The 12,657-nt window shown below is 34.5% G+C and carries 12 protein-coding genes; 9 read left to right on the top strand and 3 right to left on the bottom strand.

The window, feature by feature from the left end:
• Positions 1 to 310 precede the first annotated feature (310 nt).
• The gene (locus V7014_RS05630; RefSeq protein WP_335505032.1) at positions 311 to 1,360 is read left to right on the top strand and encodes an NAD(P)/FAD-dependent oxidoreductase; all 1,050 of its coding nucleotides are present in this window, start codon (positions 311 to 313) and stop codon (positions 1,358 to 1,360) included.
• Positions 1,361 to 1,433: 73 nt separating this feature from the next.
• Here the strand turns inward: V7014_RS05630 and pepT are convergent, their stop codons facing one another.
• Positions 1,434 to 2,666 (bottom strand): peptidase T, encoded by a 1,233-nt coding sequence (gene pepT / locus V7014_RS05625; RefSeq protein WP_335505029.1) that lies wholly within the window; start codon positions 2,664 to 2,666, stop codon positions 1,434 to 1,436.
• A gap of 294 nt (positions 2,667 to 2,960) precedes the next feature.
• Here pepT and V7014_RS05620 point away from each other — a divergent pair, with 294 nt between their 5' ends.
• Both V7014_RS05620 and V7014_RS05615 read left to right on the top strand, forming a co-directional pair.
• Complete coding sequence (locus V7014_RS05620; protein ID WP_335505028.1) at positions 2,961 to 3,878, top strand: helix-turn-helix transcriptional regulator; 918 nt, start codon at positions 2,961 to 2,963, stop codon at positions 3,876 to 3,878.
• Positions 3,879 to 3,935: 57 nt separating this feature from the next.
• Positions 3,936 to 4,394: a GyrI-like domain-containing protein gene (locus V7014_RS05615; RefSeq protein WP_335505026.1), complete on the top strand. Its 459-nt coding sequence runs from the start codon at positions 3,936 to 3,938 to the stop codon at positions 4,392 to 4,394.
• A 79-nt stretch (positions 4,395 to 4,473) separates the two neighbouring features.
• On the opposite strand, the gene V7014_RS05610 is transcribed toward V7014_RS05615, so the two are convergent.
• Positions 4,474 to 5,097 carry an NUDIX hydrolase gene (locus V7014_RS05610; protein ID WP_335505053.1) on the bottom strand — a complete coding sequence of 208 codons (624 nt, stop codon included), beginning with the start codon at positions 5,095 to 5,097 and terminating at the stop codon, positions 4,474 to 4,476.
• A gap of 194 nt (positions 5,098 to 5,291) precedes the next feature.
• Between V7014_RS05610 and V7014_RS05605 the strand changes: the two genes are divergently transcribed.
• The 4 genes from V7014_RS05605 to V7014_RS05590 are packed head-to-tail and all read left to right on the top strand — an operon-like array spanning position 5,292 to position 8,334.
• Positions 5,292 to 5,666, top strand: a complete 375-nt coding sequence (locus tag V7014_RS05605) for a GntR family transcriptional regulator (RefSeq protein ID WP_335505024.1) — start codon at positions 5,292 to 5,294, stop codon at positions 5,664 to 5,666.
• Positions 5,667 to 5,679: 13 nt separating this feature from the next.
• Positions 5,680 to 6,369 carry an ABC transporter ATP-binding protein gene (locus V7014_RS05600; protein WP_335505022.1) on the top strand — a complete coding sequence of 230 codons (690 nt, stop codon included), beginning with the start codon at positions 5,680 to 5,682 and terminating at the stop codon, positions 6,367 to 6,369.
• Entirely contained in the window at positions 6,366 to 7,166 is an 801-nt protein-coding gene (locus V7014_RS05595; protein ID WP_335505020.1) for a hypothetical protein, read from the top strand. Before V7014_RS05600 ends, V7014_RS05595 begins: the two co-directional genes overlap by 4 nt.
• Positions 7,167 to 7,179: 13 nt before the next feature.
• Positions 7,180 to 8,334, top strand: coding sequence for a hypothetical protein (locus V7014_RS05590; protein WP_335505018.1), 1,155 nt, complete (start codon positions 7,180 to 7,182; stop codon positions 8,332 to 8,334).
• Between the two features lie 128 nt (positions 8,335 to 8,462).
• Here the strand turns inward: V7014_RS05590 and V7014_RS05585 are convergent, their stop codons facing one another.
• Complete coding sequence (locus V7014_RS05585) at positions 8,463 to 9,311, bottom strand: formate/nitrite transporter family protein (RefSeq protein WP_335505016.1); 849 nt, start codon at positions 9,309 to 9,311, stop codon at positions 8,463 to 8,465.
• A gap of 370 nt (positions 9,312 to 9,681) precedes the next feature.
• Between V7014_RS05585 and V7014_RS05580 the strand changes: the two genes are divergently transcribed.
• Both V7014_RS05580 and V7014_RS05575 read left to right on the top strand, forming a co-directional pair.
• Positions 9,682 to 10,374 (top strand): response regulator transcription factor, encoded by a 693-nt coding sequence (locus tag V7014_RS05580; protein WP_335505013.1) that lies wholly within the window; start codon positions 9,682 to 9,684, stop codon positions 10,372 to 10,374.
• On the top strand, positions 10,352 to 12,640 hold the full coding sequence (locus V7014_RS05575; protein WP_335505011.1) for a sensor histidine kinase: 2,289 nt from the start codon (positions 10,352 to 10,354) through the stop codon (positions 12,638 to 12,640). The genes V7014_RS05580 and V7014_RS05575 overlap by 23 nt, the downstream gene beginning before the upstream one ends.
• The last annotated feature ends 17 nt before the right edge of the window (positions 12,641 to 12,657 follow it).

Genomic DNA, 12,657 nt, shown 5'->3' with positions numbered 1-12,657 from the left:
TTTCCTATATCTCAGTCGGTGGTCTCCAGTCCATACGGAGCTAACCGTGCGCTTGCGCTTTTCTATGTCTAACCTTACACCTGTTATGCTCGGTCATAAGCCACCCCATTTTGGAAACCAAAAGAGGGTTTTCAAGAATGGTTTGTCTTATGCCTGCCGCATAACTCCTTTTAATTAGAAGTAAGACAAAGAAGAGGTTCATTAATTAAAAGGACCGGTGACGGTATTTCATTAGTAGTTTGCTAATACAATCAAATTGTGTATAATTTGAATGAGAATGATAATCATTGACGATTAAAAGGGGATAGTTATGGATAACAATACACTATTTGATGTTACTATTATTGGTGGAGGACCAGCTGGTTTATATTCAGCTTTTTATAGCGGTCTCAGAGGAATGAAAACAAAAATTGTTGAGTTTCAATCTGAATTAGGTGGTAAATTACACGTATATCCGGAAAAGATGATATGGGACGTTGGCGGAATGACACCAATGCCTTGCGCTCAATTAATAAAACAAATTGTACAACAAGGTTTAACTTTTGATCCTGAAGTCGTGCTTAATGAAAAAATCATTTCAATTACGAAAGGATCTGATGGTAGTTTTACCTTACGATCGGATCGTGGTAATGAGCATTATTCAAAAACAATAATTGTAGCTATTGGTGGTGGAATTTTAAAACCGCAAAAATTAGATATTGAAGGAGCCGAGCGCTTTGAAGTAACTAATTTAAATTACACTGTAAAATCGCTACAACGTTTTAAAGATAAAGTGGTTTTAATTTCAGGCGGGGGCAACTCGGCTATTGATTGGGCAAATGAATTAGAGCCGATTGCTAAAAAAGTTTATTTAACATATCGTAAAGAGAATTTAAATGGCCATGAAGCACAAATTTCTCAGTTATTAAAGAGCTCGGCTGAGTGCTATTTAAATACAACTATTACAAAACTAATCGCAAATGAACAGCAAACGCAAATAGAGACTGTTGAATTAACTCATACAGAAACGAATGAAAAAACAACTGTAGTTGTGGATGAAGTAATTATTAATCATGGATATGAGCGAGAATCGGAGTTATTAGGAAATAGTAATTTAGCTATCGATCTAGTTGATGATTACTATATTGCAGGAACGCCAAACGGGCAAACTTCTCTTCCAGGTTTATTTGCAGCGGGGGATATTGTCGCATACGATGGAAAGGTTCATTTAATAGCAGGGGCTTTTCAAGATGCAGTAAATGCAGTTAATAAGGCAAAGCAATATATAGAGCCCGAAGCACATGCTAGCGCAATGGTATCTTCTCATAATGATGTTTTTAAAAAACGCAATCGTGAGTTAATTACTCAAATGTTCAGTTGAATCATAAATAAAAGAGACAATCACAAAAAATGGATGTTTGGATTGTCTCTTTTTTATATTTCAGAAAAGCAATTTATGCTTGTTGCTCATATATTTTCACGATTTCAACGATGACATTTGTCGCTTTCTCCATATTATCAACAGAAATGTACTCATAACGACCATGATAGTTTTCCCCACCTGTAAAGACATTCGGTGTAGGAAGTCCCATATAAGATAGTTGGGAGCCGTCTGTACCACCACGAATCGGTTGAATAATTGGTTCAATATCTAAGTTCTTCATTGCTTGATGAGCGATATCAACAATATGTTTTACAGGCGTAATTTTCTCACCCATATTGTAATATTGATCATTTAAATCAAGAATAATTCGATCTTCTCCATATTTTGCTTGTAAATCCGCTGCAATGCGCTCAATTGTAGCCTTGCGAGCTGCAAAAGCTTCTTTATCAAAATCACGAATGATATATTGTAATGTTGTTTCTTCCACGTCACCATTGAAAGCAAGAAGGTGGTAAAAACCTTCATAACCATCTGTAAATTCTGGCGCTTCGTTTGCCGGTAATTGACTTTGGAACTCCATTGCTATTTTTGTAGAGTTAATCATTTTGCCTTTGGCTGTTCCTGGATGCACATTTTTACCTTTAATCGTTACCTTTGCGCCAGCCGCATTAAAGCTTTCATATTGCAATTCTCCTAATGGTCCTCCATCCATTGTGTAAGCGTATGTTGCATTGAAGGCTTCAACATTGAATTTGTGTGGACCTTTTCCAATCTCTTCGTCCGGTGTGAAAGCAACACGGATTTTTCCATGCTTAATTTCAGGATGTTGAATAAGGTATGCCATTGCAGTCATAATTTCTGCGATACCAGCTTTGTTATCCGCACCTAGTAGTGTTGTTCCATCTGTAGTAATAAGGGTATGGCCTTTGTAATTAGCTAACTCTGGGAATGCTGATGGAGACATAATAACTTGTAGATCTTTGTTTAGTACAATATCGTTTCCATCATAATCTTCTACAATTTGTGGGTTTACATTAGCACCTGTCATATCTGTTGCTGTATCCACATGTGCTAGGAACCCGATTGTTGGGATTTCTTTATCAGAATTAGCGGGTAAAGTAGCCATAACATAACCATTTTCATCGATTGTCACTTCACTCATGCCAATTTGTTTTAACTCTTCTACAAGCATATTTGCTAACGTTAGTTGACCGGGTGTAGATGGGCAAGTTGTACTGTCGCTATTGGATTGTGTATCTACTTTGACATATGTAATAAATCGTTCAACCATTTCATTTCGCATAGTTAGATTCTCCTTTTGTTTTTACTAATTATTTTATCACTTGTTAGGGGATATGAAGCTATTGCTTTCGAAAAATATATAGTACACGTTCATTTAAAGTTCAAATCTATCCGAAGAAACAACCTTTCATATTATTTTAATATATTTTTCTGCTTGTTATACTATGCAATTTAATGCCGTGTACGACAAATATTTTGTTGTAACAAAAAACGTGTCTAGTAAGGATGCATATTTTCTATTGGGAAATATGTGATAATGATAGTAGTAATATTCCTTGATGAATGAGGTGAGTCAATGAAGCTAGAAAGATTATTATCTATTTTGTTATTGCTATTAAAAGAAGAACGTATTACAGCGGATTTTCTAGCCGAACGCTTTGAAGTGACAAAAAGAACGATTTATCGTGATATGGAATCGCTTATGGTTGCAGGAATTCCAATTGTAACCTATAGCGGAAAAGGTGGAGGCTATGCTTTATTAGAGTCGTATAAGCTCACGGTATTTACTTTCTCAGACGAGGAAAAACAATTATTATTACATAGCTTAGATTATAGAAAAGAATTATTAGAGGATAATAATGCTGAAGAATTGCAGGGGAAAATCCAACAATTATCACCAGAAATTCAACCTGCATCGCTTCGTTTATCGAGCCCTTCAATTTATCGACCAGAAGTTGATCAAGAAATAAAAGAACGAATGCAGTCCATAACAACAGCCATAAATTTGGAGAGGGAAGTGTCTTTTGTTTATGTAAGTTATAAAGGAGAAAGTACGGATCGTACCGTACGTCCGACAGCTATTGTATTGCGTAATGGAAGTTGGTATATGGAAGCCTTTTGCTATTTACGTGGTGAAGAACGCGTATTTAAGCTGACAAGAGTTCGTAAACTACAGATGATTGAACTTCAGACAACGATAATGACTGAAGCTTCAAAAGAAAGAATAGATACGAAACCGAATCAATCGCCTATTAATGTTCGTTTACAGTTTTCTAAAAGTAAGCTTGGCATCGTATATGATTATTTTAGTCTCAGCGAAATTAAAGAAATGACAGAGGAGCACGTAATAGTAGAATTTCCGTACCACTTTGATTATGCTATTATTCCGTTTATACTCAGTTTTGGAGATGCTGTGCGAATTCTCGCACCAAGCGACTTGATTGAGACGCTTCATCTTGAAATAAATAAAATTGCAAACATTTATAAAAGCTGACAGACTGATGTCAGCTTTTCTTTGTTATGGTTAATACAAAAGAAAGGATGGTACTTTATGAACTATACAATTGTAGAACTCAATCAAAAGATGGTAGCAGGAATCGCCATTCGTACAACAAACGAAAATGGTCAAGCTATGCAAGATATAGGTACAACTTGGCAAACATTCATTGGAAATAATGTAATGGAACGAATTCCAAATCAAATCGATCATAAAGCTTATGGTGTGTATAGTAATTATGAAAGTGATGCTTCTAAGCCATATGACTTTTTTGCTGGCGTGGAAGTAAGCAAAGAAGATGTAGTCGAAGGGGTTCAATATATGACCATTCCTCAAGGAAGTTATGCAAAGTTCACGGTGGTTGGACATATGCAGAAAGCAGTAGGGGAAGCTTGGGAAATAATCTGGGGAATGGATTTACCAAGAGCGTATGTATGTGATTTTGAAGTATATCATAATGATTCTAGTGATATGAATAACCAAACAATTGATATATATATTTCATTGCAATAACCGCTTTATTTAATTGTAGTGGTATAAAAGGCTGTTCATAGTCAGTGTATTTCTGACTTGAACAGCCTTTTATCAATATCTAATCTAGTACTACTTTTTTATTCGGATTTTCCAAGAATTCAAACAGCATCTGAAGTTGTGACTCTGTATTTCGAGCCGTTGAAAGAGTAGGTAATTCATCTTTTCCAAAGAATGCAATATCTACTGTTTCGATGCTTGGTGTGGCACATCCACCTATAATGGTGCATTGAATAAATAGTTTGTACACGTGATAAGCAGAAGGTGGATGATGGTGATGGGGCCGAGTGTTATCTAGCACGGCCAGTAGTTTATTCGCAACTGCATCATATCCTGTTTCCTCTTTAATCTCTTTAACGGCAACCTCTGAAGGTGAGTAACCAACATCCCCCCAACCGCCTGGAAGTGACCACTTACCATCTGATTTTTCTTTAACTAATAAAATTTTATGATCTTGAAATATAACGGCTCGTATATCTACCTTTGGTGTTTGATAGCCTTTTTCGTTGGTGAATAAATCTTTGACGATTTCCATGTCTAATTTCGTGTACATACTCATTATTTCAGCACTTAACTCTCGTAGTTGCTGAAACCTTTCAATATCGTATACATCCTTGGAATAGGCTAATCCTGCTTGAGAGATTGATTGAATTTGCTTTGCCCATTCTAACCATTTGAGACTCATAATAATCCCTTCTTCTTTAGCTTTCTTCATATTCTACTACCCTTTCCATTTTGGTAGAGAAACATTCTTTTATAAATAGTATATGTCAAAATTGGAAAAAAAGAGTAGACACAAATAGTGTATTAGTGTAATAATACATTCATATACTGTACTAACTAGGTAATACACTATTATGTGGGAAAGGAGGTATGGACTTGAAGTTAGAGTTAAACAACAGAGAACCAATTTATTTACAAGTTGTTACACATTTTAAGCAAAGAATCGCAATTGGTGAGCTAATAGCTGGCACAGAAATACCATCACGTAGAGAATTAGCTGTCATGTTAAACATCAACCCAAATACAGTTCAAAAAGCGTATAAAGAAATGGAGGATCAAATGTTGATAGAGACAGAAAGAAATTTTCCAAGTCGAATTACAAAGGATGAGGTTGTATTGAAAGAAGTCCGCAAAGAATTAGTGAAAGAAGCGACTGTTCAATTTGTAGAGACAATGAAGCGTATTGCGGTGTCGGAAGAAGAAATTGTGCAATCAGTGAAAGAGGTTTATAAAACGGGAGAACTGAAGTAAGGAGGTAGCTTGAATGATAGAAGTTAAAGGAATTTCGAAAAAATATCGCTTTAAGCATGTATTAAGTGATGTTTCTTTCTCGGTGAAAAAAGGCGAAATTACATGTCTCATTGGGGTGAATGGAACCGGGAAATCTACTACATTGAAAGCCATTCTAGGCATCACGCCATTTACTAACGGTGATATTACTGTTGATGGTGTGAGTGTGAAGAAGAAGCGTAGTGATAACATCGCCTATGTCGCTGATCATATGACAATGTTAGGTTCTATGAAAATTAAGCAGGCATTTCAATACATGAAAGATTTTTATCCACGTTGGAATGAAGAACGTGCAGAAGAGCTAGTGAATTTTTTCAAAATGAATGTCGAGCAAAAAATCGGAGAGTTATCGAAAGGAAATGCGGCAAAAGTTAGCTTGATTCTAGGATTATCTTTAAATACAGACTATATTTTACTGGATGAACCATTCTCTGGTGTTGATATGTTTGCCAAAGAGAAAATTCGCGAATTGTTTTCAACACCATTCTTTGAAGGACGCGGTGTGTTGTTAACGACACATGAAATAGATGAAGTAGAACATCTATTAGATCGGGTTGTCATTTTAAATGACGGTGTAATCGCACAAGATTTCTACACAGAACAAGTGCGAATCGATGAAGGAATGTCTGTCATTGATAAGCTGCGGGAGGTGTATGAAGGATGAAGAATTACTTGAAATTAGTAGACTTTGAGTTGAAGAGATTTTGGAAGGTTTATGCAGCTTTGCTTAGTTTAATTGTGGTTGTGGAGTCTGTAACTCTCATATTGAATGCGTACGGTCTAAAGAGAAGTGTTGAGAAAGCTGAAAGAAAAGGGAGTATTCCCGAACAGTTACCGTTAGAAATTTTGACGGATTCAATTCTCTTTATGTCTCCTATTGTCATTTGTTTAGCTGTATTGTTAATTTATATGTTCTTTACATGGTATCGTGAATGGTTTGCAAAGAACACATTCGCCTTTCAAGTATTAATGCTTCCTTTCAAGCGAATGTCAGTATTTTATGCCAAATTAACTTCTTTGCTGTTATTCATCTTTGGCTGTATAGCTGTTCAACTAGCTATGTATCCAGTGCTAAACGCTCTTTATAAAGCAATTGTACCGGAAGCTGGAAGAGTAGATGGAACACTTATTTCATGGATTAGTGGAAGCGAGATTTTACAAGTTTTAATTCCGGTAATGTTTGAAGACTTTGTATTGCTTTATGGAATAGGCATTACAAGCGTTCTCGTTATTTTCACAATCATTCTCATAGAACGAAGCTTTCGTATCAAAGGAATCGTGCTCGGTGTTGTTTACGGAATATTTAGTTTTATGCTATTAGTTCTTCCATCGATTTTGCAGGATTTCTTATCCTTATATCAAAATGAACTTTTGATGGCAATTTCAGTAAGTGTGGTCATTCTTGTCGTGCTATCACTATTCATTAGTACATATTTAATGAATAAGAGAATTTGGGTATAAGGAGGGGCAGATGATGAAAAGATATAGCGCAGCTATTGTATTTACGGTTATTGTGTCAGTAAGTATTGTTTGCTATTATGCGTTTTTTTCGGTTAGAGATGAAACGATAAAAAATATACCCATTCAAACGGTTATGGGTGATGCCAAAGAAATAAAAGATGTAAGTATCTGGGGAGAGGGGCATGTAAACAATGTTCCGAGTACATTGAATATTAGTAAAAATAATGTCTCTGTACAGCCGAAGTCTATAGTTAATCAATTCTTTACATTTAATGAATTAAATAGGGAAACCATTACAAGAATGGAATTGCAAGACCAATATAGAAGCTTTATGAGAGGAAAGAATGGATGGGACTTTTATGAAGATAAAAGTTTGCTAATTACGGCTATGCCAGATGAAACAATGGAACAAGTAGAAGTACACTATTTTGATAAAATTACAAATAAAAGTCATGATTTTGCTGTAGATTTGCCGAATGATTATATTCCATATGAATATATAGGAGTAGAAGAAGTACAATTAATAGGACAACAAGTAGCGATTATGATGACGGGTCATAAAGAGGAAGATATGGATGTATTTATGGTTCATATCAATTTAAAACAACAAAAGGTTGTCGATAGTAATGTAGTATTTAGTACGGAACTTCTTGATGGTAAGAAGCAAGGAGATTCAAGTTTCTCCTATTACTTTTTTTTAGAAGATTTTGAGTCCGCTACGCATATTCCTTTTATAGTAGAGAATCATCAAGATGGGCAATCTATATTTACTTTATACACTGTTGATATGTTAAAGGGTACTACTACAGAAATGAAATTGCCAGAAAAAATTATATCAGTTGAGCAGATCTACTCAAAAGCAAATCATTTCTATTTTGTTTCAGCAACAACGGGAACATTTTATGACATAGACTTGGAGAATAATAAAGCTACAAAGGTTCTACAAGATAATAATCTGAAAGGGGTTACTATTTCAGATACTATTGTAAAAGACAATCAAGCTTACTTACTCCAAAATACTGTTGAACAAGAAAAGAATAAAGTTAAAATTATGAAAATTGATATGATAACAAAAGAAAAATTATATGAAGGTTATATTGACTCCGAAAGTATTAATCCTAATGAACCTATGTCTGACGTTATGCTGGATACAATTGTAATAAATTAAATTATCTTACCGTATACTTTGACTAATCGGTAGGAACAAAGACTAGAGTATTGTTACCCTAGTCTTTGTTATTTCCCAACAAAAAACGCAAACCAAATGAAATTCAGTTTGCGTGATAAGAATGAAGTTTATTTTTTTGCTGCTTTTTCTGAGAATTGAACAACATGAGAATGATCTTCTTCTTCTGAGAACTTGTCTTCGTCTTCTGATTTCGGTCCGCTTACATAGTGATAGAACATAGCCATGAAAACAGCCCCACCCACCATATTACCTAATGTTACAGGGATTAAATTGTGGATTGCTTTACCGATTGAAATCGTATCAGGATGATCTACAATAAGAGCAATAGCAAATGTACTCATATTTGCAATACTATGTTCGTAACCTGAAACGAAGAATCCGAATACTAAAAGCATCATTGTAAATATTTTCGGTCCGTCGCCTTTTAATGTCATTGGCACATAGAATGCTAAACATACAAGCCAGTTACACAGGATGGCACGGAAGAATAATTCCATTGTTGAAGCATTCATCTTTCCTGAGGCTACGCTCATTAAGAATCCGTTCACGTCGGATGAAGCAAATAATCCAGTTAAGAAAATGAAACCAGCAAAGATTACCGCTCCAATAAGGTTACCGCTATAGGTTGCTATCCACATTTGTACCACTTTTGACCAAGACATTTTGCCGCGAAGAGCTGCATATGTGAAGTAAAAAGTATTACCAGTGAACAAATCACCACCTGCATAAGCAATAAGAACAATAGCTGTACCGAATGTTAAAGCAGCGATTGGATAAGCGAATGGAGAATGTTCTAAATAGAATAAGTTCCCTGATTTAAAAGCAATGATTACACCGAATCCGATAAATCCACTTGCTAACATGGCACGTAATAAATATTTAATAATGCTTTGATCAAAAACCTTTTGTTTTTTTAATGCCAATTTCTCGACATCACGAAGAGCTGTATGTTCCATGTTTCCTCCTACTATCTATAATATTGTTATTGTAGCCAAGTATGTTTCTTAGTATGTAGCCCTATATGTGAATTAGTGAGCATATGAAGATAGGACGAATCGTATAGAAATAAATGGCAAAAATGAATGGATTTAAAATTCAAACTACCATTAATAATACCACTTTTTCTTTTCATTATATAGATAAAAGAATAATTTACCGATTCATATTACTTGACAAACGGTTTGGGTTTGTTGTAAGCGCATTCAATTTTGTGTATAACATTTAAGAAATTCTTAAGATTTATACTCCTACTATTTTAAGATTTCCGGGCTACATTATAAGTAAGAATTGAAGATGGTATACTTTGATAGGAGGGAGGTTGAAACGATGACAACGTTCAACGTACTAGTAGTAGATGATGATCAAGATATCCGTGATGGAATCGAAATATACTTAAAGAATGAAGGTATTTCTGTCATTAAAGCGGCAGATGGTATTGAAGCGCTAGAGAAGCTTCATGAACATAGTATTCACTTAATTATATTAGATGTAATGATGCCAAGAATGGATGGTATATCTACGACATTTAAAATTCGGGAGAAGAAAAATATACCGATTATAATCTTGAGTGCAAAAAGTGAAGATACGGATAAAGTATTAGGATTACAAATTGGTGCGGATGATTATGTTACAAAGCCTTTCAATCCACTAGAACTTATCGCAAGAGTTAAATCACAACTGCGTAGGTATGTGACGCTTGGTACTTATGAAGGTGTTAAGAAACAAATTGATTTACATGGATTAACACTTGATGAAGATGCCAAGCAGGTAGAGGTAAATGGAGAGGCGGTAAAACTCACTCCGATTGAGTATAAAATTGTAGAGCTTTTGATGAAAAATGCCGGTCGTGTATTTTCAATCAATGAAATATATGAAATTGTTTGGAACGAACCTGGATTTAATGCGGAAAATACGGTTGCAGTACACATCCGGAAAATTCGAGAAAAAATTGAGATTGATCCAAAAAATCCGCGATATTTAAAGGTGGTTTGGGGAATTGGATATAAAATGGAGAAATAAAAAGTTAGTCTTTATAATTTTGCTATTATTTAGTTTTGGATGTAGTATATTTTTCGCAAATTTAATATCAAGTAATGAATTTTTGAAAAAAGATTATTTCGGAACAAATCGCTTTCATAGTGAATATAATACTTTTCTTAATTATTTAAGTACGTACCAGTTATCTGAGGTTGATCCAGCAAAACTGAAGAAACAAATTACCGTTTCTGATGAAGAAATAAAACAACACCGATTCGAGTATGGAGATTTATCAGTACAAGTAACAAATATTAATGAGCAATATAATCCACGTATCAGTGAAGCAAAGAAGATGGGAAATAATGAAGTAGCAACCATATTGGAAAAAGAACGTGATGATAAAATTAAAGACATAACAATGAATTTTACGAGTGATGAACATGTACGTAAGAAAATAATCGCTCAAAAAGAAAAGCAAATTGATGAAGCTTTTCAAGACTATCAAATAAATCGAAGAGATTTAAATCCATATAATGATGTTTTTCAATATTATTTAGAAGACGAACAGACTGGTAAAGTTTATACGTCTTTAAATAGCGAGGAAGCTAAATCGTACCGAACTATATTTACGGATAAAAGTATGCTCTATATGAAGAAGTATGGTATGAGCAACAAATCGCTAGTGATGGAGAATGATACTATTACTACGCAATTACCCATAACTTCAGATGATTGGTATAACCATATCGGTTACTTTAACGAAGAGTATCTTTTTGCAAATCCTGATTTAGATAGTGAACAAATGAATGAAAGTGAATCAAGTGTTCGAACATTTAAAGGTTATATAGGTATACCGAAAAACACTTCAACTTCCGAACAAATTATTAAGAATACCAATAATTATAATCATGTGCAGCTTATTTTTATTAGTTGCCTAATTATTGGTTTGATTGCTATGGGAAGTAGCTTATATATCATCAAGCGAAGAGGCATAATGCCAACGATTCATCTAGTGAATTGGGCATGGTATAATCGTATACCAATAGATATGCGCTTAGTCTTACTAATCATCACGGGTTTATATACAGTTATGGTGTACTCATGGCTCAACATTTATGATTATGAAAATGCCATAGATTCTTTAATACCTTATGTTTTTATCAGTACATGTTTGTTAGCTTTAGGAATAGTGCAGATTGCTTCAAGTATAAATAGTGTCATTGAAAAAGGGTACGACGAAGAGATAAAAAGAGCTCTTGTTATTAAAATGTATTGTTTTATAAAAGATGCGTTCTTGGATCGTAGTATCGGTATGCAAATACTAATGTTATTAGTTATTGTACCTGGTTTTGGCTTAGCAACAGGTTTTCTATTAGCAATAGGTTCTACGTCAGCTCCTGAGGTTGTACTTGTATTTGGTACAATTGTATTAATTGTAGGTATTCCTATCTTGTATATTATCTTTAAACATGCGGGTTATTTAAATCGTATCATTCAAGCTGTTCATGCGATGGCAAATGGCGTAAATGAACCAGATTTAGAGATTAAAGGGAAGTCTACATTAGCTTCATTTGCAAATGATGTGAATTTGTTAAAACAAGGTGTGAAAACATCACAAAGAGAACAAGTGAAAAGCGAACGGTTAAAAACAGAGCTCATTACAAATGTAAGCCATGATTTACGTACACCGTTGACTTCGATTATCACATATACAGATTTGCTCAAATCAACGGATGTAACAGATGATGAGCGCCAAAGTTATATTGAAATTATCGATCGTAAATCTAAGCGCTTGAAAGTATTGATTGATGATTTGTTTGAAGCGTCAAAAATGGCGACTGGAAATATTGAATTGTATAAAAGCAAAGTAGATCTTGTTCAACTATTACAGCAAACATTGGCGGAACATGATGAAGAAATAGCTTCTTCACAATTACAGTTTAGAGTTTCACACGATCAACAGCCTATTGATGCAATAGTAGATGGCCAGAAGTTGAATCGAGTATTTGATAATTTAATATTGAATATATTGAAGTATTCATTGCCACACTCAAGGGTGTATATAGCAGTGAAAAATAAAGAAAATGAAGTAGAAATATCATTTAAAAATGTTTCACATTATGAGCTGGGTTGCAATGTAGAAGAGTTGTTTGAACGCTTTAAGCGTGGGGATCAATCACGTCAAACGGAAGGGTCAGGACTGGGCTTAGCTATTGCTAAATCGATTATTGATTTGCACGATGGGGTATTAGATATAGATGTTGACGGTGATTTATTTAAAGTAACCATTAAGTTAAGAAAACGCTGATATGTAACAAGAAGAGC

This window comes from Bacillus sp. JJ722, assembly GCF_036963345.1.
Classification (GTDB): domain Bacteria; phylum Bacillota; class Bacilli; order Bacillales; family DSM-1321; genus Bacillus_AD.
Note: the sequence above shows the minus strand (reverse complement) of the source record. Positions and strands in the feature narration are given on the sequence as shown.